General features: G+C 70.1%; 19 protein-coding genes and 1 other RNA gene. 16 read left to right on the top strand and 4 right to left on the bottom strand.

Annotated features, from left to right (window positions below; all coding sequences use genetic code 11):
- Positions 1–274 precede the first annotated feature (274 nt).
- The 3 genes from LNW72_RS16475 to LNW72_RS16465 all read left to right on the top strand — a co-directional run bounded on the left by LNW72_RS16475 (position 275) and on the right by LNW72_RS16465 (position 8,274).
- Positions 275–7,237, top strand: coding sequence for an RHS repeat-associated core domain-containing protein (locus LNW72_RS16475; protein WP_250976109.1), 6,963 nt, complete (start codon positions 275–277; stop codon positions 7,235–7,237).
- 15 nt (positions 7,238–7,252) lie between these two features.
- Positions 7,253–7,522, top strand: a complete 270-nt coding sequence (locus LNW72_RS16470) for a MafI family immunity protein (protein ID WP_250976108.1) — start codon at positions 7,253–7,255, stop codon at positions 7,520–7,522.
- Positions 7,523–7,665: 143 nt separating this feature from the next.
- A complete protein-coding gene (locus tag LNW72_RS16465; protein WP_250976107.1) occupies positions 7,666–8,274 on the top strand; it encodes a hypothetical protein in 609 nt (202 codons plus the stop codon).
- Between the two features lie 68 nt (positions 8,275–8,342).
- Here LNW72_RS16465 and LNW72_RS16460 read toward each other — a convergent pair whose 3' ends face one another.
- Positions 8,343–8,540, bottom strand: coding sequence for a DUF397 domain-containing protein (locus LNW72_RS16460; RefSeq protein ID WP_250976106.1), 198 nt, complete (start codon positions 8,538–8,540; stop codon positions 8,343–8,345).
- 11 nt (positions 8,541–8,551) lie between these two features.
- Positions 8,552–9,403, bottom strand: a complete 852-nt coding sequence (locus tag LNW72_RS16455) for a helix-turn-helix transcriptional regulator (RefSeq protein WP_250976105.1) — start codon at positions 9,401–9,403, stop codon at positions 8,552–8,554.
- Between the two features lie 276 nt (positions 9,404–9,679).
- Here LNW72_RS16455 and LNW72_RS16450 point away from each other — a divergent pair, with 276 nt between their 5' ends.
- Positions 9,680–10,024 (top strand): ATP-binding protein, encoded by a 345-nt coding sequence (locus LNW72_RS16450; RefSeq protein ID WP_250976104.1) that lies wholly within the window; start codon positions 9,680–9,682, stop codon positions 10,022–10,024.
- Positions 10,025–10,125: 101 nt separating this feature from the next.
- Here the strand turns inward: LNW72_RS16450 and LNW72_RS16445 are convergent, their stop codons facing one another.
- A complete protein-coding gene (locus LNW72_RS16445) occupies positions 10,126–10,314 on the bottom strand; it encodes a hypothetical protein (protein ID WP_164299236.1) in 189 nt (62 codons plus the stop codon).
- Between the two features lie 273 nt (positions 10,315–10,587).
- On the opposite strand from LNW72_RS16445, the gene ftsE reads away from it, so the two are divergent.
- From ftsE to ssrA, 5 genes are all read left to right on the top strand, one after another.
- Positions 10,588–11,277, top strand: coding sequence for a cell division ATP-binding protein FtsE (ftsE, locus tag LNW72_RS16440; protein ID WP_138357585.1), 690 nt, complete (start codon positions 10,588–10,590; stop codon positions 11,275–11,277).
- A gap of 54 nt (positions 11,278–11,331) precedes the next feature.
- A complete protein-coding gene (gene ftsX / locus LNW72_RS16435) occupies positions 11,332–12,249 on the top strand; it encodes a permease-like cell division protein FtsX (protein ID WP_250976103.1) in 918 nt (305 codons plus the stop codon).
- A gap of 67 nt (positions 12,250–12,316) precedes the next feature.
- The gene (locus LNW72_RS16430; RefSeq protein ID WP_250976102.1) at positions 12,317–13,501 is read left to right on the top strand and encodes a S41 family peptidase; all 1,185 of its coding nucleotides are present in this window, start codon (positions 12,317–12,319) and stop codon (positions 13,499–13,501) included.
- 18 nt (positions 13,502–13,519) lie between these two features.
- Positions 13,520–13,999, top strand: coding sequence for an SsrA-binding protein SmpB (smpB, locus tag LNW72_RS16425; RefSeq protein ID WP_138357582.1), 480 nt, complete (start codon positions 13,520–13,522; stop codon positions 13,997–13,999).
- A 118-nt stretch (positions 14,000–14,117) separates the two neighbouring features.
- Positions 14,118–14,507, top strand: a transfer-messenger RNA (tmRNA) gene (gene ssrA / locus LNW72_RS16420).
- A 47-nt stretch (positions 14,508–14,554) separates the two neighbouring features.
- On the opposite strand, the gene LNW72_RS16415 is transcribed toward ssrA, so the two are convergent.
- Complete coding sequence (locus LNW72_RS16415) at positions 14,555–15,892, bottom strand: MFS transporter (protein WP_250976101.1); 1,338 nt, start codon at positions 15,890–15,892, stop codon at positions 14,555–14,557.
- Positions 15,893–16,002: 110 nt separating this feature from the next.
- Here LNW72_RS16415 and LNW72_RS16410 point away from each other — a divergent pair, with 110 nt between their 5' ends.
- The 7 genes from LNW72_RS16410 to LNW72_RS16380 all read left to right on the top strand — a co-directional run bounded on the left by LNW72_RS16410 (position 16,003) and on the right by LNW72_RS16380 (position 25,617).
- The gene (locus LNW72_RS16410) at positions 16,003–17,040 is read left to right on the top strand and encodes a LysR family transcriptional regulator (protein ID WP_250976100.1); all 1,038 of its coding nucleotides are present in this window, start codon (positions 16,003–16,005) and stop codon (positions 17,038–17,040) included.
- Between the two features lie 99 nt (positions 17,041–17,139).
- On the top strand, positions 17,140–18,534 hold the full coding sequence (locus LNW72_RS16405) for a nitrate/nitrite transporter (RefSeq protein WP_250976099.1): 1,395 nt from the start codon (positions 17,140–17,142) through the stop codon (positions 18,532–18,534).
- Positions 18,535–18,714: 180 nt separating this feature from the next.
- The gene (locus LNW72_RS16400; protein WP_250976098.1) at positions 18,715–19,980 is read left to right on the top strand and encodes a uroporphyrinogen-III synthase; all 1,266 of its coding nucleotides are present in this window, start codon (positions 18,715–18,717) and stop codon (positions 19,978–19,980) included.
- 139 nt (positions 19,981–20,119) lie between these two features.
- The gene (locus LNW72_RS16395) at positions 20,120–20,779 is read left to right on the top strand and encodes an ABATE domain-containing protein (RefSeq protein WP_250976097.1); all 660 of its coding nucleotides are present in this window, start codon (positions 20,120–20,122) and stop codon (positions 20,777–20,779) included.
- A gap of 236 nt (positions 20,780–21,015) precedes the next feature.
- A complete protein-coding gene (locus LNW72_RS16390) occupies positions 21,016–23,346 on the top strand; it encodes a UvrD-helicase domain-containing protein (protein ID WP_250976096.1) in 2,331 nt (776 codons plus the stop codon).
- A 390-nt stretch (positions 23,347–23,736) separates the two neighbouring features.
- Positions 23,737–25,170, top strand: coding sequence for an NAD-dependent malic enzyme (locus LNW72_RS16385; RefSeq protein WP_250976095.1), 1,434 nt, complete (start codon positions 23,737–23,739; stop codon positions 25,168–25,170).
- Positions 25,171–25,335: 165 nt separating this feature from the next.
- On the top strand, positions 25,336–25,617 hold the full coding sequence (locus tag LNW72_RS16380) for an HU family DNA-binding protein (RefSeq protein WP_007264399.1): 282 nt from the start codon (positions 25,336–25,338) through the stop codon (positions 25,615–25,617).
- The last annotated feature ends 108 nt before the right edge of the window (positions 25,618–25,725 follow it).

Here is a 25,725-nt window from a genome sequence, read left to right as displayed (position 1 = left end):
CGGTAGCGATTTAACGGCACGCGTAACAAGAGATAATTGGCAAAGATGCCGCCGCATCGACTTGGGACTCATGTCCAGATTTCGCACCATTGACATCGGATCAACTGTCTCGTACGTAACACGGCTTGGCTCTTTCTTTGCGATTGCTTAACTTCCTTAATAAGTTCATAAACGTGTTCGCTGCTAGGTTCGCCGGGCTATCACTTCGAAGCGGGGGGTTTCGGTGATCAATCGTCCTGGGGCGGGCTCTGGATTCCGGCATCGCGACAGAACGATGGTTTCCGCGGCCTGGATCGTGTTCGCCTCCGCGCTGCTGCTTCTCGTCACCAGTGCGGATCCGGCCACTGCCCTCGCATTCGACAGCTCGGGTAAGCGGAATTACGCCGTCACCCCGGACAAGGCGCATCCGGTGGACGTCACGCCGGTCGCGACACACCCCGTGAAGAGCCGGACGACGCCTGCCTGGGACGCGGCGCACGCCAAGAAGTCCTGGCCGTTGGCCGGCTCGGCGGACGTCGTCCTGCCGGCGCCCGGATCGGTGGCCTCGTCGGCACGGTCCTCGGCACAGTCATCGCCGTCGGCAGCGGCCGGCAATGCATCGGCCCGGAGTTCCCTCCAAGCCGGAAAGCTGCCGATCCGGGTATCGGCCCTCAAGACCCCCGCGACCCCCGCGACCGCCGCCAGTCCCGCAACCCCCGTCACCAAGGTGCGCGTGTCGATGGCCGGGCAGGACGCCGTCACCCGGGCCGGAATCGCCGGTGTCATGACGTCCGTGACCCGTACGGACGGCGGAACGGGCGGTTCGGTCCACCTCGCTCTCGACTACACGGCGTTCCGCGACGCATACGGCGGCGACTGGGCCTCCCGCCTGCACTTGGTCCAGCTGCCCGGCTGTGCGTTGACCACCCCTGGTCTCGCGCAGTGCCGTACCCAGACCCCGCTGCGTTCCGCGAACGACGTCGCGAGCGGCCAGGTCTCCGCGGATGTCGTGCTTCCCGCCGCGTCCACCGGCGGATCCGCCGCTCCCGCGTTCCGTCCCGCCGCTCAGCCCGTCGTGCTGGCAGCCCTCGCGGGTGGCAGTGGCGGCGGCGGTACCTACGGCGCGACGTCCCTCTCCCCTTCGGGCCAGTGGTCGGCGGGAGGTTCGACCGGCGGGTTCTCCTGGTCGTACCCGATCGGACTGCCGGAGGTTCCGGGCGGCCTCAAGCCGTCCGTCGCCCTGAACTACGGGTCGCAGGGAGTGGACGGCCGGATCTCCTCCACCAACAGCCAGGCCTCCTGGGTCGGTGACGGCTGGGACTACTCACCCGGTTTCGTGGAGCGGAGTTACGTCTCCTGCTCAGACGACGCTGCGGGCGGCAGCCCCAAGACTTCCGACGAGTGCTGGTCGGAAGCCGCCGACTCGATCACCCTCTCGCTCAACGGCTCCTCCAACACCCTGGTCTACGACGACGCCAAGAAGACCTGGCACCCGCAGAGCGACAGCGGCGAGAAGATCTCGGTCCGGACGGACACCGTCAACGGCGACAACGACCACGAGTACTGGGTCGTGACCACGCAGGACGGCACCGACTACTACTTCGGCAAGAACCAGCTTCCCGGCTGGACCACCGGCAGCGCCGCGACCAACTCGGTCTGGACCGTCCCGGTCTTCGGCAACGACGCCAACGAGCCCTGCCACGCCGCGACGTTCGACGCCTCGTCCTGCCAGCAGGCGTACCGCTGGAACCTCGATTACGTCGTGGACAGCCACGGCAACGCGCTGAGCTACTGGTACACCCCGGAGACCGGCTACTACGGCAAGAACAACGCGACCACGCCGCCCACGTCGTACACCCGGAGCGGCTACCTGGCGAAGATCCAGTACGGTCAGCGTGCCGGAAAGGTCTACGACGCCGCCTCGCCGGCCGCCGCCCAGGTGCTCTTCGACACCGCCGAACGCTGCACCCCTGTCCCCAAGGTCTTCGACTGTGCTCCCGACAAGCTGACGGCCGCCAACGCGGCACGCTGGCCGGACGTGCCCTTCGACCAGAACTGCCCGTCCACCGGCAGCTGCGCCAACCACGGCCCGTCCTTCTGGACGACCAAGCGCCTGACCGGAATCCGTACCCAGGTGCTGGCCGGCACGAAGCTGCTGGATGTGGACGGGTGGTCGCTCACCCACAGCTTCCCGGCCACCGGTGACACCACGACCCCGGCGCTGTGGCTGACCTCCATCACCCGCACCGGCCTGGCGGGCGGCGGCAGTGATCCACTGCCCCCGGTGACGTTCGAGAACCAGGTGTACGCCAACCGGGTCGACGGCAACGACGGCTACCAGCCCATCACCCGTCCGCGCATGACGACCGTCAGGACCGAATCCGGTGAAGTGATCACCGTCAACTACAACGCGGCGCAGTGCCATCGCAAGGGCACGGTCGTCATGCCGGCGAGCCCGGCCACCAACACCCTGCGCTGCTATCCCTCGTACTGGACGCCACCGGGCCAGACCGCACCACAACTGGACTGGTTCAACAAGATCGTCGTCGGCTCCGTCACCGAGCAGGACCCGACGGGCGGCGGCCTTCCCAAGCAGGCGACGTACACCTACGGCACCGACGCCGCCTGGCACTTCAACGACGATCCGGGTACCGATCCCAAGTACCGCACCTACAACCAGTGGCGCGGCTACGGCCAGGTCGACGTGACCACGGGTACCGCACCCGAGAACATCACGCAGTCCCGGAGCACCTTCTTCCGGGGCATGGGCAAGAACCTGGGCAACAGCGCCAACTCCGACACGGTCAACGACGCGGACGCGCTGGCGGGCCAGACGTACGAGACGCTGAGCTACAACGGACAGGGCGGAGCCCTGCTCGCAGACACCGTCAACTACCCGTGGCTGGGGCCGGTGACGGCGACCCGGACACGCACCAAGGTCGGGCTCGACCCCTTGCAGGCGCGGCCCGCGGCCAACACCGCACGCACCCGTACCACCACGACCAAGGCGGATCACACAGCCCGCACCACGGAGACCGTCACCGACTTCGACGACGCCACCGGGCTGCCCGTCTCCGTCGACGACAAGGGCGACCTCTCGACCGCCGCCGACGACAAGTGCTCCCGCACCTGGTACGCCAAGGACGCCTCCGGAGGCACGCTGCCGCTGCCGCGCCGGGTCCAGACCGTCTCGGTCGGCTGCGCTGCCACCCCCACGTTCCCGCAGAACGCGGTCAGCGACGACCTGACCTTCTTCGACGGCTCCACCGACAACCTGGCCGTGCCCGGATTCGGTGACACCACCATGGTGCAGAAGGCCGATTCGGTGGCGGCCGACGGCACTCCGCACTACATCACGGCCCTGAAGTCGCACTACGACGCGTACGGCCGCCAGGACAGCGAGACCGACGCGCTCGGCCGCACCACCACGACCGTGTTCACCGCCGCCACCGACACCACCCCGCCCACCATCAAGGTCACCCGGCCCCAGGTCGCCGGGCAGTCAGCGGCGTTCACCACCACCACGACCCTGGACCCGGCCCGCGGCCTGGACGTGAAGACCACCGACGCCGCCGGCTACTCGACCACCAGCACGTACGACGCCCTCGGCCGGCTGACCGCCGTGTGGCAGCCCGGGTTCTCCACCAGCAACGGCCCCAACACCAAGTACGCCTACAACCTCAGGTCCACCGGGCCGTCGACGGTCACCACTCAGACCCTCAACGACCACGGCACCTACCGCACCTCGGTCGCGCTGGTCGACGCGCTGCTCCGGCCGCGCGAGACCCAGACCGAGACCGTCGACGGCGGCCGGGTCATCTCCGACACGGTGTACGACTCGCACGGCTGGCAGGTGAAGAGCGCCGGCCCGTACTACGCCACCGGTACACCGTCCGGCACCCTTGTCAGCGCCCCTGACAACCAGGTCCCGACCCAGACCGGCACCTTCTACGACGGCGCGGGCCGCGTCACCGTCTCCGCGGCGTACACCAAGGCATCCGAGACCTGGCGCACCACCACCGCCTATCCGGGTGCCGACCGCACCGATGTCACCCCGCCCGCCGGCGCCACACCCACCTCGACGTACACCGACGCCCGTGGCAACACCAGCTCGCTGCTCCGCTACCACGGCGCCACGCCCGGCGGACCCGCCGACACCGCCACGTACACCTATGACGTGTCGGGCCGCCAGCTCACCCAGGACGACGGAGCCGGGCACACCTGGTCCAACACCTACGACCTGCTGGGCCGCCGGTACGCGCAGGACGACCCGGACACCGGTCACTCGACCTCCACGTACGACAACGGCGGCCAACTGCTCTCCGCGACCGACGCGCGGGGCAAGAGCGTCAGCTACACGTACGACGAGCTGGGCCGCAAGACCGCTTCGTACGACACGACCGGCGGTGCTGCCCCCTCGAGCGGCAACCAACTGGCCTCCTGGGCGTACGACTCCCTCAAGAAGGGGCTGCCGACCTCCTCGACCCGCTACGCCGACGGCGCCGCCTACACCAGCAAGGTCGTCGGCTACGACTCGCACGGCTGGCCCACCGCGAGCGCGCTGATCGTGCCCCCCGAGGAAGGCGCCCTCGCCGGCTCGTATGTCACACAGAACCAGTACAACCCGACCGGCACGCTGCTCTCCTACACCGACGCGAACCCTTCCACGAGCCTGCTGCCGCAGGAGACCGTGACCTACGGCTATGACGAGTTCGGCCGCCAGAAGAGCGCCGGCAGCACCACCCTGGCCGCCTCGCTGAGCTGGACGGAGTTCGACGAGCCGTATCAGTACACCCTGGGCGCCAGTGGCAACTTCACCCAGCAGACCTTCACCTACGACCAGCAGACGCACCGGGTGAAGGACTCGTTCGTGGTGACGGCCGCGGGCGCGAAGGTCGCCGACCAGACGACCTACGACTACCAGCCGTCCGGCAACGTCACCAGGATCCGCGACGGCCTCGGCGACGGCACCACCGACACCCAGTGCTTCACCTATGACTGGGCCCAGCGCCTCTCCTCCGCCTGGACCGCCACCGACGCCTGCGCGGCAGCGCCGGCGGCGGGTGCCGCGACCACGGTCGGCAGCCCCCTGGCCGCCCCGGCGTACTGGCAGTCCTGGACCTACGACGCCACCGGCAACCGGCGGTCCCAGACCGACCACGACCTGACGGGCGACGCGACCAAGGACTCCGTCTCCACCTACACCGAGGCCGCGGCGGGCAAGGGGCCGGCGCACGCCCTGTCCAATGTCAGCACGGCGGGTCCGGGCGGTCCGGCCGGCAACACCAGCACCGACTACACGTACGACAGCGCCGGAAACATCGCCACCCGCACCTCCCGCGCCGGCACCGACACCTTCACGTTCAACGACGAGGGCAAGCTGGCGGACCTGGCCAGGACCGGCACCGCCGGTTCCACCAAGTACCTCTACGACGCCGGCGGCTCGCTGCTCATCCGCCGCGACGCCGACTCGACCGTCCTCTTCACCGGCGACCAGGAGATCACCCTCAAGAACGGCGCCGCCAAGTCGGACGGCTCCCGCTACATCTCCCTCGGTGGCCAGACCGTCGCCGTCCACACCGCCGACTCCGCCGGCGAACGCGTCGCCTACTCCATCTCCGACCGGCAGGGCACCGCCCAGCTCCAGATCGACGCGGGCACCCAACAGGCCACCCGCCGCCAGTACAAGCCCTTCGGGGAGTCCCGCACCACCGCCGCGACCTGGCAGGGGACCCGCGGTTACGTAGGCGGCGAACAGGATGATGCCACCGGCCTGACCAACCTCGGCGCCCGCGAGTACGACTCCTCCGTCGGCCGCTTCCTCACCCCCGACCCGGTCCTGGTCCCCGGCGCCCCCGACTCGTGGAACGCCTACGCCTACGCCGGCAACAGCCCGGTCACCTCTTCCGATCCCTCGGGCCTGTGCCCGGCGGACCTGTGCGGAGTGGGTGTCCCGTACGCCGACGGATCGGGCCGCATCAACCAGAGCGGCCCGATCGATCCGGGCAACCCGGACGCCGGCTCCTGCCACAACGGCAAGTGCAGCCGCCCCGACGGCAATCCGGTCGGCAGCAACAAGGCCAGCGCCGCCGACGCGGCCCGCTCCCAGTCCGAATCCGCCGCCGCCGAGCGCGCCGCCGCCACCGCCCAGGCGGCAGCCACCGCCGCCCGCAAGTCGAAGCAGGGCCTGACCAGCCAGATCATCAACCTGGTCGGCGACCTCATCGGCTTCAACGACGCCAAGTCCTGCTTCACCGAGGGCGACGTCATGGGCTGCATCAACACGGCCCTCAACGCCGTCCCCTGGGGCAAGCTCTTCAAGGCGGTCAAGGTCGCCTTCAAGGCCTTCAAGGTCTGGCGCTCCCTGAAACGCGCCGAGACAGCCATCAAGGACGCCGAGGAAGCGGCCCGCGCGGCAGAAGACATCGTGAAGGCGACGCACGCCCAGTCGGAAGCGCGCGAGGCGGTCGATGCGGTAGCGGAAGCCTGCTCCGTCCACAGTTTCACCGCCGGTACCGGCGTTCTCCTGGCGGACGGCAGCACCAAGCCCATCGCCGAGGTTCAGCCGGGCGACACGGTCAAGGCCACCGACCCGCAGACCGGCACGACCGCGTCGGAACCGGTCCAGAAGCAGATCGTCACCACGGACGACACAGAGTTCACCGACGTGACGATCGCGGCGGCCCCCACAGGGCCGCCGTCCAACATCACCACCACCTGGCACCACCCCTTCTGGGACGCCACCCACCACAGGTGGACGGACGCGAAGGACCTGACCCCGGGCACCGAGCTGCGGCAGCCGGACGGCAGGACGCTCACGGTGCTGGGGGTCCGTAACTACCACTCGACGGGTATTACTTACGACCTCACGGTCACGGACCTTCATACGTATTTTGTGCTGGTGGGGATCGCTCCGGTCCTGGTGCACAATTGCGGGCCCGGGCGGGAATTGATCGGCGACGAGAGGTCGGATCATATTCTGGAAGGGCACGCGCATCCGGGCGCCCCTGGAAAGACTGTATTCCCTGAGAATTGGACTCACGACGACATACTCGATGCGGTAGCCGACGTGGCGACGAGTCCGAACAGTACGCGAGTATGGTCAAAGGGATCTGCGAAATTTGCTGAGAGAACCTTGCGGACCAGGAAGGGAGAGCCCGCGATTCAGGATGTCACGGGGGTTGTGAACGGCGTGAAGATCCTCGTGCGCTACGAGCCGCTCAACGATATCGTTCATACAGCTTTCCCGCTCTATTGAGGTGAGGTGCCGCTCGTGGGCCGACTGGACGACTTCTATGCTCGACGTTCGCTGGTGGTCCAGCTCTTGCGGGAATCTCCTATAACGTCCCCAAAGGTGCTTGCGAGCATCGATGTCCTGCTCGGGGCGGGCGAAGAGGTCGAAGCTTTCGACATGCTGTGCTCGTGGATCTATGAGGATGAACTTCCTATAGCCAGGGAGTACTATGCGCGAATCGTGGCCGCTGCTGACATGCTAGGGACGCCAGGTTCCGCGGAAAGACTTGACGAGTTGCTCATCGATTGACGATTGTGGGATTCGGAATCTTTATGGAACGAGAATGGCCAGGGCGTAGCCGCACAAGCGGGGCATTCGCAATGGCGGCAATACTGGCGGTTGCGGGCTGCGGGGGATCCGGAGATGCCTCGGGGCCGGGGCTTGGGAGTTCCGTGCCCACGCCGACGGCCACTGCCAGTCCCGTGAAGGTGCTCACCACCGCCCAGCTCGCGGCGGCCGTTCTCACGGTCAAGGATCTGGACGTGAATGCCGGGGACAAGGTGAGCACGCCGAAGGCGAGCTCCGGTCACGCGAAGGCGGACAAGCCGGCGTGCCAGCCGCTGGCGGATCTGCTGAGTATGTCGAGCGCGGTTGCGCCGCGGGCGTTCGTGGACCGGGAAGTGGTGGAATCGGTCAATCCCAAGGCGCCGGTGCGGCTGCGGTTGGCGTCGTATGGGCCTGGGGACGCGGAGCGGGTCATGGAGACGATCAGGACCGCGGTCGGTGCGTGCGGGGACGGGTTCGTGGCGTCGGGTCCCGGCGGCGCGACGCACTTCGCGGTGAAGACGGATACCACCGCCTTCGGTGGACAGGACCCGCTGGGGGTGTGGCTCACTCCGGCCGCAGGCGGTGGCAAACTGCCCGTCGACTTCTGGGTGATCCGCGCGAACGGGGTTCTCGCCTACTTCAAGACGGTAGATCTGCCGGAGGATCCGTACCAGGCGATGCCGACGGAGGTCGTCTCGGCACAGGTCGGCAAGATGGCGGTCGCGGCCGGCTGACGTGACGCCCCGTCGCGTCTGCCGGGCGTTCACCACATCGCGTGCGCGGACCGGCGAATGCCGGGTGCCTATGTGGTGGTGCGCGCGCTTACCTTGATGTGGTGCAGGAAGGCTCCTAGGGCCACCGGAGTGGTTGTGAGCACCGCGTCCGGACTGTCGCTCTCGCGGAGGTGCAGACCGGCGGGGGATATGCCGATTTCGACGCAGTCGTTTCCCTGGGCGCCTCCGGAGAAAGAGGACTTCTGCCAGTCGATCGATGAGGGCACTGCTTTGCCTTTCACATGTCCCGCGCGATGCGGTGGATGAAATCGCGTGACGCGTCAGCCGTGAGCGACGAGGCTTCGATGCGGTCGAAGAGGCCGCGGTACTTCCTCAGTTGGGCCTCCGCGTCGAGGAAAATACTGCCGTGCGCCGTGTCCAGTTGGACGGTGTCGAGTGGGGAGACCGCACCGCCCGCGTAGAGCATGGAGAATCCCGCGCCCGCGAAGTCGTCCACGTCGAAGGGGATGACGCGTACGGTCACGTTGTCCCGTTCGGACAGGGCCAGGATGTGTTCGAGCTGGGCTCGGGACGACTTCACGCCGCCCACCTTGATGCGCAAAGCCGCCTCGTGGACTACGGCTTCAAATGCCGGAGCCCCCTCGCGCTCGATCACCTCGCGCCGCCGCATGCGATGGGTCACTTCGGCTTCGAGCTCGTTCGCGGGCAGGTCGGGGTTGACGTAGGCGAAGGCGGCGCGCACCCGGTCCTCCGTCTGGAGAATGCCGGGGATGTGCAGCACTTGGAGCGTGCGCAGGTACGTGGCGTGGTGTTCCAGCTCCGCGAGGTCGAGCGCCTGAGGGACGAGGGCTCCCCGGTACTCCTCCCACCAGCCCTTGCCCCGTTCGCTCGCCATGGCGACGAGGGCATCGACGAGGTCGGCGTCATCGCAGACGTAGAAGGCGGCCAGCGTGCGGAGCCGTTCTTCGCTGATCCCGAAGCGACCCGACTCGATGTGGCTGACCTGGGTGTGGCTGGCGCTGAGGCGGGCGGCGGTATCGCGAGCGGTGACGCCGGCCGCTTCACGCAGCTTGCGCAGCTCCGTTCCGAGGCGCACCTGCCGTGCTGTGGGGTTGATCCTCGGCGGCATGCGGTCCTTCCCTCGTGTCGCTTCAGAGTGTGCCGCTTCGGCTTGAGATGGTCCAAGGCGGTCCGTGCAGATATGCGGAAACAGTTGATACGTATCACCCTTTACCTCTACGCTCTGTGGTGTACCTCACAGCAGTGAGTGACGGTTGCCGCTGTCCCAGTGTCCCCACGCCCTGCCCGCGCAGCGGAAGCGCACCCCGAGCTTCGCCAGGGGCAATGCCACCGCCGGGCAACGCTGTTCGCCCATCCCGTCCCCGCACGGAAGACGAGACGTTCCATGAGCCTTCAGACCGCCTCCGCCTGGCCGCTCGACGGCTGCGCGGCGCCGCACTCGTACACGCTGTTCTGCCCGCCGCTGATCACCAATGCCTATCAACATGCCAAGGGCGCCGGGTCGTTGCTGTGGCTCGCCGTCGAGGCGGCGTACGTCCGGATCACCGTCTACGACGGGACGCCGGATCCGCCGGTCGTCGTCCCGGCGGGCTGCGAGGAGGAGGGCGGGCGCGGGCTGTTGCTCGTCGCTGCGCTCGCCGACGACTGGGGGACGGTCGGCGGCGCACCGCTGGGGCCCGTGGCCGGGGAGGGCAAGGGCGGGTGGTTCACGCTCGCCAGGGCCGCGTAGCTGCACCGCGTCGTACGGCGGAAATCGTGACTCTGGGAGACGAAAAGGGGTCAGCGGCTTGTTCGCTGACCCCTATATACGCGGCACACGTGCCCGAACGGCTACGTGGCGTGTTCGACGACCAGGACGACGGCCAGCAGGGCCACCAGCAAGGCGATCAGGGCTGCCGGGGTCAGGGCGGACCAGGGGTTTTCCTGTTGGAGGCGGGCGCGGTTGGCGCGGCAGACCGCGCAGCGGCCCTCGCTGACGGGGCCGGCGCAGTTGGCGCACACCAGTCGGTCGGATGTCATGCCATCTCCTCCTCCGCCCGGTGAACGCGCCGGTAGGCCGTTCCGTTCCTCCACTGTGCCAGCTTCGGGCGCAATCGGCGCGCCTCGCATGATTTCACGGGGTGACGTGCATGGCCCGATGCCTGGTTTGTCCCCCTGTGCCCTGTGCGTAAACACACGAACCCAGGACGCCGACTGCGCGGCCCTACGCCATTCGCGTATGGTCGCCCACACCAGGAGAGCCGCCCCTGCGGTTGTCCGCCCCCAATATCCGGCTACCTCACTGGTGCGAACGTGATCCGATTCGACAGCGTCACCAAGACCTACCCCAAGCAGAACCGTCCTGCACTCCGGGATGTCTCGCTGGAGATCGAGAAGGGCGAGTTCGTCTTCCTCGTCGGTTCGTCGGGGTCCGGAAAGTCGACCTTCCTCCGGTTGATCCTGCGCGAAGAGCGCACCGACACCGGCATGGTGCACGTCCTCGGCAAGGATCTGGCGAGGCTCTCCAACTGGAAGGTGCCGCAGATGCGGCGCCAGCTGGGCACGGTCTTCCAGGACTTCCGGCTGCTTCCGAACAAGACCGTCGCGGAGAACGTGGCGTTCGCGCTGGAAGTGATCGGCAAGCCGCGCGGGACGATCCGCAAGACCGTTCCCGAAGTGCTGGACCTGGTCGGCCTGGCCGGCAAGGAGGACCGCATGCCGGGTGAGCTGTCGGGTGGTGAGCAGCAGCGTGTGGCCATCGCCCGCGCGTTCGTCAACCGGCCGATGCTGCTGATCGCGGACGAACCGACGGGAAACCTCGACCCGCAGACCTCGGTCGGCATCATGCGGCTCCTGGACCGCATCAACCGCACCGGAACCACCGTGGTGATGGCCACCCACGACCAGAACATCGTCGACCAGATGCGCAAGCGCGTCATCGAGCTCGAGAAGGGGCGACTGGTGCGCGACCAGTCGCGCGGTGTCTACGGCTACCAGCACTGAACCGAACCGGGTTCTGCTCCGTAGTCATAGCCACCAGCCCCCTGAAAGGACATCATGCGCGCCCAGTTCGTCCTGTCGGAGATCGGCGTCGGTCTCCGGCGCAATCTCACCATGACCTTCGCGGTGATCATCTCCGTCGCGCTCTCGCTCGCCCTCGCCGGCGGATCCTGGCTCGCCAGCCAGCAGGTCGACGCCATGAAGGGGTACTGGTACGACAAGGTCCAGGTGTCCATCTTCCTGTGCAACAAGGCGGATGTGAAGAGCACCCCCTCGTGCTCCAAGGGCGCCGTGACGGACGAGCAGAAGAAGGCGATCAAGGCGGACCTGGAGAAGCTCCCGGTCGTCGAGACCGTCTTCTACGAGTCCTCACAGGAGGCGTACAAGCACTACCAGGAGCAGTTCAAGGACTCGCCGGTCGCCGGGTCCCTCTCTCCTGACCAGTTGCAGGAGTCGTACCGCGTCAAGCTCAAGGACCCGACGAAGGTGCAGGTCGTCTCCAGCGCCTTCGCCGGCCGGCCGGGCGTCCAGGAGGTGCAGGACCAGCGCAAGCTGCTGAAGAACCTCTTCGACCTGCTCGGCGGCATGACGGCGGTGGCCTTCGGGACCATGGTCTTCATGGTGATCGTGGCGATGCTGCTGATCGTCAACACCGTGCGCGTCTCGGCGTTCAGCCGACGGCGCGAGACCGGGATCATGCGCTTGGTGGGCGCGTCCGGCTTCTACATCCAGATGCCGTTCATCGCCGAGGCGGCCTTCGCCGGCCTGGTCGGCGGCGGCGTGGCCTGCGGCATGCTCATGACCGGCCGGTACTTCCTGATCGACCACGGGCTGAAGCTGCAGGACAAGATCCCGCTGGTGAACTTCCTCGGCTGGGGCGATGTCATCAAGGTGCTGCCGCTGGTGCTCGTGGTCAGCATGCTGATGCCGGCCCTCGCCGCCCTCGTCACGCTGCGTAAATACCTCAAGGTCTGAGTGCCGCTTCGGGTGGTCTGCGGTCAACTCTCCGTATGGCGCCCGTTTCTGGCCTAGACTTCCCGCCATGTCCGGCCGGTTGATGTTCGGGACGCCCCGCGGCTCACGCCGCGGGGTCGCCCTGACGATCGTTTTCGGGGCGGTGCTGGCCACCGGCGCGGCGGCCGGCACCCTGGTGGTTCCGGCCCGGTCCGCGTCGGCCGCGCAGAGCAGGATCCCGGCGGGCAACGTCGCCGACTCCGACGCGATCGCCAAGGCGATCGACGAGGGCAAGGTCGGCCCGGAGGCCGCCGAAGAGCTGGTCAGCCGCAGTGGCGACCGCTGGTCCTCGTTCTACACCGCCCAGGAGTACGCGGGCCTGCAACAGGCCCTGAACGGCCGGTACGTGGGCGTCGGGCTCTGGGTGCGGCGCACCGGCAGTGGCTGGATCCAGGTGGCCCGGGTGCAGGACGGCAGCCCCGCGGCGCTCGCGCGGGTGCAGGTCGGCGACCGGCTCCAGTCGATCGACGGGGTGCGGGCGGACGGCAAGCCGGTCACCGAGGTCGTGGCGGAGCTGCGCGGCGACAACGCCGCGGGGTCCGTCGTCCGGCTCGGCCTGGACCACGCCGGCGGTAACCGCGACATCACGCTGCGTCGCGCGGTGCTGGCCACCGAGGCCGTCACCGTCGGGAAACTGGACGGGGACGTCACCTCCATCAAGATCGAGGCGTTCACCAAGGGCGTCGGCGGCCAGGTACGTGCCGCGGTACGTGCCGCGGTGCGCTCCGGGAGCCGGGGCGTGCTGCTCGATCTGCGCGGCAATTCCGGGGGTCTGGTCACCGAGGCCGTCACGGTCTCCTCGGTCTTCCTCGACGGCGGCCTGGTCGCCACCTATGACGTGCACGGCCGGCAGCGCGCCCTCTACGCCAGCGACGGCGGCGACACCGACACCCCGCTGGTGGCCGTGGTCGACGGGGGCACCATGAGCGCCGCGGAGCTGCTCGCGGGCGCGCTGCAGGACCGCGGCCGGGCGGTCGTGGTGGGGTCGCGGACCTTCGGCAAGGGCGCGGTGCAGATGCCCAGCGAACTGCCGGACGGGTCGGTCGCCGAGCTGACCGTCGGCCATTACAGCCTGCCCGACGGGCGGAACGTGGACGGCCGGGGCATCGAGCCGGATCTCACGGTGAGCGGCGGATCGGCCCCCTCGGGAGCCTCCGACAAGGCGGTCGCGGAGGCCAGGGAAGTATTGAGTGGCCTCAGACCCCCCTCCTAGTGCGAGAATGGCCGCGCTATGGCGAAAGAGACTGGTCACAAGCTGATCGCGCAGAACAAGAAGGCGCGCCACGATTACCTCATCCTGGACACCTTCGAGGCGGGCCTGGTGCTGACCGGCACCGAGGTCAAGTCGCTGCGCATGGGCCGTGCCTCGCTGGTGGACGGCTTCGCGCAGCTGGACGGCGGTGAGGCGTGGCTGCACAACGTCCACATCCCCGAGTACACGCAGGGAACCTGGACGAACCACGCGGCACGCAGGAAGCGCAAACTCCTGCTGCACAAGACCGAGATCGCGAAGCTGATCCACAAGACGCAGGAGTCGGGGCACACGATCATCCCGCTCCAGCTGTACTTCAAGGACGGCCGGGCGAAGGTCGAGATCGCGCTGGCCAAGGGCAAGAAGGAGTACGACAAGCGGCAGACCCTGCGCGAGAAGCAGGACACCCGCGAGTCGAACCGCGCGATCTCCGCGGTCCGCAGGCGCCAGCGCGCCTGACACGGGCGCGCGGGAATGCAGTGGCCCGTCAAGGCGTTGGTCACGTACGATGGGTACAGCGCCACCGGATCTGTCGGGTTCGCCCGGCTGCGCCGGTGACACTTTGAAAAATCAACATGGGGATGATCGGTTTCGACTGGGGATGTCGAAGCAGGGGAAGCGAGCCGAGGAAGCGGCAATGATCTCGTTAACCATATGTCGCAAAACATAATCGCCAACACCAAGCGCGATGCCTCCGCTTTCTCCCTCGCTGCCTAATAAGTAGCTAGAGAGAAAGCTCTACGGAGTGTCAGCCCAGGAGCTGTTCCCGGCCTGGATCCTGGCATAATCAAGGGAACTAAACTTCTTGACCCGGTCACGGGGGCTTGAAGGAAACCAAACAGTGACTGAGCCCGTTGGCAACTTGTCCGCGTGATTGCCAGGGCTGAGAAAAGCACAGCGGACTGCGCTCGGAGAAGCCCTGATTCCGCACCACAGGACGCGGGTTCGATTCCCGCCATCTCCACCAACCCCATGTATGACGAAGGCCTCGCCGCTCACGCGGTGGGGCCTTTTTCATGTGCGCGTTCCGGTGGTCCCCTTCCGTACCCGCAGGGCCAGGACGGCGGCCGGCGCGCCCGCGGCGGCGGGGAGCCAGAAGCCGGTGCCCGGGGGAAGGCGTTCGGCGGCGGTGCCGGCGAGGGCGGCGCCGGCGGAGATGCCGGCCAGGATGCCGGTGACGGCGAGCGTCATGCCCTCGTTGAGGCGGGCCGGCGGGGCGAGGCTCTGCACCAGGGTCATGCCGTTGACCATGGTGGGGGCGGTGGCGCAGCCGGCGAGGAAGAGACAGCAGGCGAGCGCCGGCAGCCCGCCGGCGAGCAGCGGCAGCGTCATCAGGGCGGCCATCGCCGCCACCGAGGCCGCGAAGCGGGTCGTGGCGGGTCCGGTGGGCCGGGACAGGCCGTAGAGCAGGCCTGCGGCGCCCGATCCGGCGGCCTGCAGGGCGAGGACGGCGCCGGCCGCCGACGCGTGTCCGCGGGCGTCGGCGAAGGCGATCGTGGTGACCTCCAGCGCGCCGAAGATCACCCCGGTGCAGAAGAACACCGCCAGCAGGGCCGGCAGGCCGGGTATCCGGAGCAGGGAGCCGCTACGGGCCGCGGAGCGTCCCGGGGCGGGCGGCTCCGTGCCGCGCTGGGCGGTGAAGAGCAGCACGCCGGCGAGCAGCAGCACGTTCGCGACCAGCATGCCCGCCTCGGGGAAGAGCGCCGTGCACAGGAACGCGGCCAGGACGGGGCCGAGCATGAAGCACAGCTCGTCGGCGACCTGCTCGAAGGAGTTGGCCACATGGCGGGCCGCGGGGTCGTCGCGGTAGAGGTGCGCCCAGCGGGCGCGGGCCATGCCGCCGGTGTTCGGGGACGTGGACCTCGCGATGTACGTGGCGAAGAGCGTCCAGGACGGGGCGTCGTAGCGCACACACAGCAGCAGGACGAGGCAGGCCGCCACGGACCACACGGTGGCGGGCACGGCGATCCCGGCCTGCCCGTACCGGTCGGTGAGCCGGGCCACGACCGGGGCGAGGACGGCGGTCGCGGCCATGCCGGCGGCGGCCACGGCGCCCGCGAGGGCGTAGGAGCCGCGGGTCGTGGCGATCATGATGATCAGGCTGACGCCGAACATCCCCATCGGGGCGCGGGACAGCAGGCTGCCCACGGTGAAGGCGGTGGCGCCCGGAGCGGCGAAGATCCGCCGGTAGGCGCCGAAGCGGCCGGGCGGCCGCGGCGTACGGACGTGCCGGGGCGGGAGGGGCCGACGGGGCGGCCGGCCGGCGTCGGGTTGGTTGACGGTGCGGTCGGCGGCGATGAGGGTGCCGCCGGTGGCCATGAGCAGCAGCGGCGGCGGTGCGGGACGGTGCATGTGATCAGCCTCGGGGCGGGCTCCCGGCGCGGTCCAACACCTGATCGGCGGCCATTGACGCATTCCTGTTGTCAATGGCCGTGAGGGAGGGGCCGGTGTTCAATGGCGGCGTGCCTCATGACCTGGAACCCCGCCTGCTGCGCGCATTCACCGCCGTCGCCGAGGAACTGCATTTCTCCCGTGCCGCGGCGGCGCTCCATGTGGCGCAACAGGCCCTCAGCCGTGACATCCGGCGGCTGGAGCGGGAGTTGGGCGCGGAATTGTTCGTCCGCACCACCCGGCGCGTCGAACTCACCTCCGACGGGGAAAGGCTTCTTCCGCACGCGCGGCGGGTGCTCGCGGCGCACGACGAGCTGGCCGCGGCCTTCGCGGCGGCCGACCGGCCGCTGCTCGTCGACGTCAGCGCGCCGGTCAGCACCGGGCGCCGCGTCCTGGACGAGGCGCGGGCGACCGCCCCCGGCAGTGAGCTGATCGCCCGCTTCCACAGCGGTCTCACCGGTGCCGCCGCCGACATCCTCGCCGGCCGGCTGGACGTCTCCTTCGGCCGTGTCGCCGGGCTGGCCCCGGCCGCCCTGTCCCGGCTCGAGCACCGGCCGGTGCGCTACGAGCCGATGGCCGTCGTCCTGTCGCGGGAGCACCCGCTCGCGCGCCTGGAGCGGATCCCGCTGGACGCGCTCGCGGGGGAGACGCTGTACGCCGGGGCCGGGAACCCGACCACCGCCGAGTGGACCGATCTCGCCGAGCGGCTCTTCGCGGGCCGGGGGATCGCGGTGGCCGCGCCGTTCCCGCAGATCGAGGGCGAGGCGGAGTTCATCCGGCTGGTGGCGAAGCACCGCTGGCCGGTACTGGCCACCACCGAGTTCGTCGACATGCCCGGCGCGGTGCTGCGGCCGCTGGTGGAGCCCGTCCCGCTCGCCTTGGTCTCGATGGTCTGGCGCCGCGGGCTGCGCCACCCCGGGCTGACCGCCCTGCACGAGGCGGTGACCACGCTGGCGGCGGCCGGACGCTGGCTGCACCGGCCCGCCGGCAGCTGGCTCCCGGATCCCGACGCGCGTCTCGCGGCGCTCCCCGAATCCGGTGACGTCCGTCCCGCCGCGCAGCTCCACCCCGACGACGGGCGTCTCACAGTGCCCCCCGGCGCCGGGTGAGTGCATGGTTCCCCCCGCGTCACCTCGGGCCATCGGGCGGTAACGGGCCGTTCCTACTGTCGTGGACGACACCCGACACCGGCAGGGCCTGGAGGCGTTATGCATGCCACCGCTACGGAACCGCGCGCTACGGAACCGCGCAAGGGGAGCCGCTGGATCGAGCGGTGGGACCCGGAGGACACCGAGTTCTGGGAGAACGGCGGACGCAGGACCGCCAACCGCAATCTGCTCTTCTCCGTCCTGTCCGAGCACATCGGCTTCTCCGTCTGGACCCTGTGGTCGGTCCTGGTGCTCTTCATGGGCCCCCGGTACGGCATCGACCCGGCCGGAAAGTTCTTCCTGGTGGGCATGGCGACCGCCGTCGGCGCCTTCGTCCGGGTCCCGTACACGTTCGCCGTGGCGCGCTTCGGCGGCCGCAACTGGACGGTCTTCAGCGCGCTGATGCTGCTGCTCCCCACCATCGCGGCCGCGGTCGTGATGAAGCCCGGCACCTCGTACAGCACCTTCATGCTGGTCGCGGTGCTCACCGGGGTGGGCGGCGGCAACTTCGCCTCCTCCATGACCAACATCAACTCCTTCTTCCCGCTCCGGAAGAAGGGCTGGGCACTCGGCCTGAACGCGGGCGGCGGCAACATCGGCGTGCCCGTGGTCCAGCTCGTCGGGCTCCTCGTGATCGGTACGGCGGGCGCGTCGCACCCGCGGATCCTGCTCGGGGTGTACATCCCGCTGATCGTGATCGCGGCGACGCTGGCCGCGCTGCGGATGGACAACCTGGCGCCGGTCAGGAACGACACCGGTGCGGCCCGCGAGGCGGTGCGGGACGCCCACACCTGGATCATGTCCTTCCTCTACATCGGCACCTTCGGCTCGTTCATCGGCTACAGCTTCGCCTTCGGCCTCGTGCTGCAGAACCAGTTCGCCCGCACCCCGCTGCAGGCCGCGTCGATCACCTTCATCGGGCCGCTGCTCGGCTCGCTGATCCGCCCGGTCGGCGGGCGCCTCGCCGACCGGTTCGGGGGAGCGCGCATCACGCTCTGGAACTTCCTCGGGATGGCCGGCGCGACGCTCGTCGTCGTGCTCGCCTCCGTGCAGAAGTCGCTGCCGGTCTTCACCACGGGATTCATCGCCCTGTTCGTGCTCACCGGGCTCGGCAACGGCTCGACGTACAAGATGATCCCCGGCATCTACCACGCCAAGGCGCTCGCCAAGGGCCTCAGCGGCGAGGCGGCGGCGGCGTACGGGCGCCGGCTCTCCGGGGCCTCGATGGGGCTGATCGGCGCGGTCGGCGCGCTCGGCGGCCTCGGCATCAACCTGGCGTTCCGCGAGTCCTTCCTCTCCGCACACACCGGCACCCCGGCCTTCGTCTCCTTCCTGGCCTTCTACGCGGTGTGTTTCGCGCTCACCTGGGCCGTATACCTCCGCCGTCCCGCCACGCCGCCGGCGCTCTCCCCGGCGGCGGAACCGGCGCCGCAGCTGAGCTACGCGGAGGTGTGAGCGGGCCCGGCCGCGCCGGGAGCCCGGGATCCGGGCGTAACACCCGGGAAATCCTGGCGATCCCCGCCCGTCACCCCGCGTTGGCACGATGCGTCCGACCGGGCGATCGGCCGGACGTGAGCCAACCACCGGCGGCGGGGGCCACCAGGTACGTGTACCTCCAGCGGAGCGGGGCAAGCCATGCAGGTGCGGAAGACAGAACAGCGTACGGACGGTGCGCGGGCGCCCTCGGCCGCGCCCACCGGATCCACGGCACCGGTGACGGCAGCGGTCACGGCACCGGTCACGGCACCCGGCGAGCCCGCGGCGGGCCGCCCGGTGCTGCCGCTGGCCGGTTTCACGGTCGGGGTGACGGCGGCCCGGCGGGCCGATGAGCTGGCCGCGCTGCTGGAACGGCGCGGGGCGGCGGTACTGCGGGCACCCGCGCTGCGCATCGTGCCGCTGCTCGACGACGCGGAACTGCTGTCGGCGACCAAGGAACTGCTCGACGACGGCCCGGACATCGTGGTGGCCACCACCGCGATCGGGTTCCGCGGCTGGGTCGGCGCCGCCGACGGCTGGGGCCTCGGCGAGGCCCTGCTGGACCGGCTGAGCGGGGTGGAGGTGCTGGCCCGCGGCCCCAAGGTGAAGGGCGCGATCCGGGCGGCCGGGCTGACGGAGACCTGGTCGCCCGCCTCCGAGTCGATGGCCGAGGTGCTCGACCGGCTGCTGGAGCAGGGTGTGGCGGGCCGGCGGATCGCCGTCCAGCTGCACGGCGAGCCGCTGCCCGGCTTCATCGAGTCGCTGCGGGCGGCGGGCGCCGAGGTCGTCGGCGTGCCGGTGTACCGGTGGATGCCGCCGGAGGACATCGGCCCGGTCGACCGGCTCATCGACGCGGCGATCGCCCGGTCGCTCGACGCGGTGAGCTTCACGAGCGCCCCGGCGGCGGCCTCGCTGCTGGACCGTGCCGCCCGGCTCGGCCGGCTCGACAAGCTGGTCGACGCGCTGCGGCACGACGTCCTGCCGGCCTGCGTGGGCCCGGTCACCGCTCTCCCGCTGGAGGCCCACGACATCCCGACGTTCCAGCCGGACCGCTTCCGGCTCGGCCCGCTCGTCCAGCTGATCGCCGCCGAACTGCCGGGACGGGTACGGGCGTTGCCCGTCGCGGGGCGCCGGGTCGAGATCCGCGGCCAGGCGGCCGTCGTCGACGGCGAACTGCGGACCGTACCGCCCGCCGGCATGGCGCTGCTGCGCGCGCTGGCGCGGCGGCCGGGGTGGGTCGTTCCGCGCGCGGAACTGCTGAAGGCCCTGCCGGGCGCGGGCAGCGACGAGCACGCCGTCGAGACCGCGATGGCCCGGCTGCGGACGGCGCTGGGGGCGCCCAAACTCATCCAGACCGTCGTGAAGCGGGGCTACCGGCTGGCACTGGACCCGCTGACGGACGAGAAGTACGCGGGGGAGGAGTAGACCGCGCCCCACCGCCGCGCCCGCCACCCCGCCCACCGGCCTGTCCATCCACCTGCCCACCGGCCCTGGCCCCTTTGGCCCCGGCGGGGCACTCTGGGGGCAGCGGGTGACGGGCGGCGGCTGGAAGGGTGACAGGCACATGACGGTTACAGCCTCCTCCGAGCTTCGATTCGACACCGGGCGGGTGAGCCTCGACCTGCTCGCGACGGTCACCGGACGGCTCTCCGAGGAGCCCGTCGACCGTCTCGATTCGCCACGCCGCCTCACCGAATGGCTGTACGGCACCGGACTCGTCCCGAGCGGTACGGCGGTGGCCGCCGACGCGGCATGGCTCGGCCGCTTCCTGGTGCTGCGGGACGTGCTGCGGCGGGTCGTGGCGACCCAGCTGGCGGCCGCGATGCCGGCGGCGGCGCTCCCGTCGGCGTCGCGGGAGGTTCCCGAGGAGCCGCCGCTGCCGACGACGCCCGCCGCCGCCGACGTCTCCCGGCTCAACGCCGCCGCCCTGGCCGCCCCGCCCGCGCCCAGCGCCCGGTCCGCGCCGGACGGCACCCTCGTCCGCACCCTGGCCGCGCAGCCCGACTGCGGGGCCCTGCTCGCGGCCGTCGCCCGGGACGCCGTCGAGCTGCTCACGGACCCCGCCGCGCGGGCCCAGCTGCGGCGGTGCGAGGGGGAGAGCTGCTCCCTGGTCTACCTCGACGCGTCGCGCGGGCGGCGGCGGCGCTGGTGCAGCAGTGAGGTCTGCGGCAACCGGGAACGCGTCGCCCGCCACCGCCGCCGCGCGGTGGCCGCCCAGGCCTGACCACGCGGCGGTCCACCGTCCACCCACCTCCTCCCGCCCCGATCGGCTGGGCACGGCCGCGCACGGCCCTGCACGGCTGGGCACGGCCGGGTATCGGCCGGGGTGGGGAATCGCAAGCCCGTCGCAGGCGGAGTGGTGCGCAGGGGGGTGCGGGTCGCGTACGGTTGCAGGCTGCCCCGTGCGTGTAGCAGAACCCGCACGGAGCGCTCTCAACGCACAGGAGAAGGGGGTCTTGCGTGGCCGCGCAAACCGCAGCGCCCGGGGGGGTCCGGGACGTGGAGATCGCCGTCGAACAGGCGCACCTGGACCGGGTGTACCGCCGGCTCGAGGAGAAGATCCACGAAGCCGAATTCCTTATGGATGACGCCGCCAAGCGCGGTCAGGTGGGAACACCCGGCGCGCTCGCGGAGCGCGACGCGCAGGTGTTCCGCGCCGGGTTGCACCTCAACCGGCTCAACGCGGAGTTCGAGGACTTCCTCTTCGGACGGATCGACCTGCTGCAGGGCAAGGACGGGAAGCGCGGCGCCGACGGCGCGTTCACCTCGCTCGAACCGGCCGACGACGCCGTCGTCAACGACGCCGCGAAGATCGCGGAGGTGCTGCACATCGGCCGTATCGGCGTCCTGGACGCCGACTACGCGCCGCTGGTGATCGACTGGCGGGCGCCCGCGGCCGCGCCGTTCTACCGCTCCACACCGGTCGCCCCGGGCCGGGTGGTGCGCCGTCGCGTCATCCGTTCCAAGGGCCGCAGGGTGCTGGGGGTGGAGGACGACCTGCTGCGCCCGGAGCTGGAGACCGGGCTGCCGGTGGTCGGTGACGGTGCGCTGATGGCCGCCCTGGGGCAGGCCCGCAGCCACACGATGCGCGACATCGTGGCGAGCATCCAGGCCGAGCAGGACATGGTGATCAGGGCGCCCGCCGCGTCCGTCACCGAGGTCACCGGAGGCCCGGGCACCGGCAAGACGGCGGTCGCGCTGCACCGTGCCGCGTATCTGCTCTACCAGGACCGCCGGCGGTACGCGGGCGGCATCCTGGTCGTCAGCCCGACGCCGCTGCTGGTGGCGTACACCGAGGGCGTCCTGCCGTCGCTCGGCGAGGAGGGCCAGGTCGCGATCCGCGCCGTCGGCTCGCTCGTCGACGGTGCGGAGGCCGATACGTACGACGAGCCTGCGGTCGCCCGCATCAAGGGCTCGCTGCGGATGCTGAAGGTGCTGCGCAACGCCGCACGCGGCGCGCTGGAGGCACCGCAGGCCGTCAAGCCGCAGCAGCAGGCCGCCCTCTTCGAGGACGACGAGGAGGAGAACGAGGCCGGGCAGCGCGTCTCCCGCACCACGCTGCGCGTCGTCGCCTTCGGGCGGCGGCTGGAGCTGGGCGAGCAGGAGCTGTCGTCGATCCGGCACAACGTGCTGGGCGGCACCGCCCCGGTGAACCTGCTGCGCCCGCGCGCCCGCAGGCTGCTGCTGGACGCGCTGTGGCGGAAGGCCGGACGCCGCTTCGACGACCAGGAGCTGGCGGCCGAGGAGCGCCAGGGCTTCGACGAGGACATCTCGACGGAGCCGGAGTTCCTGGACTTCCTGCAGTCCTACTGGCCGATCCTCACCCCGCGCGGGGTGCTCGCGGCGCTGGCCGACGAGAAGCGGCTCGGCCGCTGGGCGCGCCGGGTGCTCACCCCGCCCGAGGTGCGCCGGGTGGCGCGTTCGCTGCGCCGCGACGGGGTGACCGTGCACGACGTGGCGCTGCTCGACGAGTTGGAGACGCTGCTGGGCCCGCCGCCGCGCCCGAAGAAGCGCGACGCGGACCCGCTGGACATGCTGACCGGTCTGGACGAGGTCACCACCTCGGCCGACCGGATGGGCGGCGGCCGCCGCAACCGGGCGGACCGGCTCGACGAGGAGCGGACCGAGTACGCGCACGTCATCGTCGACGAGGCGCAGGACCTGACGCCGATGCAGTGGCGGATGGTCGGCCGCCGCGGCAGGACCGCGACCTGGACGATCGTCGGTGACCCGGCGCAGAGTTCCTGGACGGATCCCGACGAGGCCGCCCAGGCGCGCGAGGAGGCGCTCGGCAGCCGGCCGCGCCGCCGCTTCACGCTGACGGTCAACTACCGCAACCCGTCGGAGATCGCCGATCTGGCGGCGAAGGTGCTGCAGCTGGCGATGCCCGGCATGGAGTCGCCGCGCGCGGTGCGCTCCACCGGTCTGGTGCCGCGCTTCGCGGTGGCCGGCGCCGATCTGGGCGCCGCGGTGCGCGCGGAGGCCGAGCTGCTGCTGGCCGACGTGGACGGCACCGTCGGCGTCGTGGTGGCCATGGGCCGCCGCGGGCAGGCCCGCAAGTGGCTGGCCGGGCTCGGCGAACGGGTGGTGGCGCTGGGCAGCCTGGAGGCCAAGGGCCTGGAGTACGACGCGACGATCGTGGTCTCCCCGGCGGAGATCGCCGACGAGTCGCCGGCCGGACTGCGGGTGCTCTACGTGGCGCTGACCCGCGCCACCCAGCGGCTCACGGTGCTCTCCGGCGAGCGCGACAGCCCGGACGAGTCCGGCGTCCCGGACCTGCTGCGGGACTGACCGGCGGTCAGCGAGCCGGCCGGACGGCCGGTGGAACGACGACGGGCGCCCCTCGTGAGAGGGGCGCCCGTCGGACGTTGGTGACACCGACCCGCCATGCTCGCCTCGCGGCAAGTGGGCGCTCGAAGCGCCTAAGGTTGGGCCCGGGGGCTTGGATCGAGCCGGTGCCGTACCCAGGCTAACAAACCGTCCCGTGGGTTGCTTCCCGCATCTGCCGACAACCCTGAATTTGCTCAAGGTCACAGTCCGGGCTTGAAAATTCAGCCCGTTTCTCGCATGGTGGAAGTATCTTTCCGTTGCCAAGGTCACGGTTACGCGTACCGGCCAGTAGGTGCAACGATCGAGCGGCAGAGCGTGTGAACCAGCAGGCAGCGGAAGAAGGTCGTCAGGATGGCAACGGCGCCAAGCGTCTCGTACTCGATCACGGTACGGCTGGAGGTCCCGGCGAGCGGGACCGCGGTCAGCCAGCTCACCACCGCGGTGGAGTCGTCGGGAGGGTCGGTGACCGGTCTTGACGTGACCGCCTCCGGCCACGAGAAGCTCCGGATCGACGTGACCATCGCGGCCACGTCCACCGCGCACGGCGACGAGATCGTCGAGAAGCTGCGCGGCATCGAGGGCGTCGTCCTCGGCAAGGTCTCCGACCGTACGTTCCTGATGCACCTCGGCGGCAAGATCGAGATGCAGTCGAAGCACCCCATCCGCAACCGTGACGACCTCTCGATGATCTACACCCCGGGCGTCGCCCGCGTGTGCATGGCCATCGCCGAGAACCCCGAGGACGCCCGCCGCCTCACCATCAAGCGCAACAGCGTCGCCGTCGTCACCGACGGCTCCGCGGTGCTCGGCCTGGGCAACATCGGCCCGATGGCCGCCCTGCCGGTCATGGAGGGCAAGGCGGCGCTCTTCAAGCGCTTCGCCGGCATCGACGCGTGGCCGATCTGCCTCGACACCCAGGACCCCGACGAGATCGTGGCGATCGTGAAGGCCATCGCGCCGGGCTTCGCGGGCATCAACCTGGAGGACATCTCCGCGCCGCGCTGCTTCGAGATCGAGGCCCGGCTGCGTGAGCTGCTCGACATCCCGGTCTTCCACGACGACCAGCACGGCACCGCCATCGTGGTGCTCGCCGCGCTCACCAACGCGCTGCGTGTCGTCGGCAAGGACATCGGCGACGTACGGGTCGTCATGTCGGGTGCGGGCGCGGCCGGTACGGCCATTCTCAAGCTGCTCATCGCCGCCGGGGTGAAGCACGCGGTCTCCGCCGACATCCACGGTGTCGTGCACGCGGGACGCCCCGACCTCGTCGACGCCGACCCCGAGTCGCCGCTGCGCTGGATCGCCGACAACACCAACCCCGAGGGCATCACGGGCACCCTCAAGGAGGCCGTGCGCGGCGCCGACGTCTTCATCGGCGTCTCCGCTCCCAACGTCCTGACCGGCGACGATGTCGCCGCGATGGCCCAGGGCGCGATCGTCTTCGCCCTCGCCAACCCCGACCCCGAGGTGGACCCGGCGGTGGCCCGGCAGACCGCCGCGGTGGTCGCCACCGGCCGCAGCGACTTCCCCAACCAGATCAACAACGTCCTGGTCTTCCCCGGTGTCTTCCGCGGCCTGCTGGACGCGCAGAGCCGTACGGTGAACACCGAGATGATGCTGGCCGCCGCGCACGCTCTCGCCGATGTCGTGGGCGAGGACGAGCTGAACGCGAACTACATCATTCCCAGCGTTTTCAACGACAAGGTGGCGGGCGCCGTCGCGGGAGCCGTTCAGAAGGCGGCAAAGGCGATGGGCGCGGCAACCGACTCGACGGCCACTGTGTGACGACACTGGGTCATCGCAACGCATCCGAGCCGCTTTTTCAGCGACCCGCTCGGGTGCCGGATTGGCTTTCCCCCCATATATGGGGGCAGGATGCAACTCGGGCAGTGAGGCAGCATCAGCTTCAAGCTCGCGCCCCCCTGGCAGAAAGAACACGGGAGTAAAGATATGAACCGCAGTGAGCTGGTGGCCGCTCTGTCCGAGCGCGCCGAGGTGACCCGTAAGGACGCCGACGCCGTTCTGGCCGCTCTCGCCGAGACCGTCGGCGAGATCGTCGCCAAGGGCGACGAGAAGGTCACCATTCCCGGCTTCCTGACCTTCGAGCGCACCCACCGTGCCGCTCGCACCGCGCGCAACCCGCAGACCGGCGACCCGATCCAGATCCCGGCCGGCTACAGCGTGAAGGTCTCCGCGGGCTCCAAGCTCAAGGAAGCCGCCAAGGGCAAGTAGTTCCCGACTGGCAAGGCGAAGGGCGGCCATCTCCCCGGGGGGATGGCCGCCCTTGCTGTGACCGGGCTCCGGACGGGTCCGGACGGGCCCTGGGGCCCGTCCGGGGGA

This window comes from Streptomyces sp. RKAG293 (assembly GCF_023701745.1).
Taxonomy (GTDB): Bacteria; Actinomycetota; Actinomycetes; order Streptomycetales; family Streptomycetaceae; genus Actinacidiphila.
This window is presented reverse-complemented; position numbering and strand designations above follow the sequence as displayed.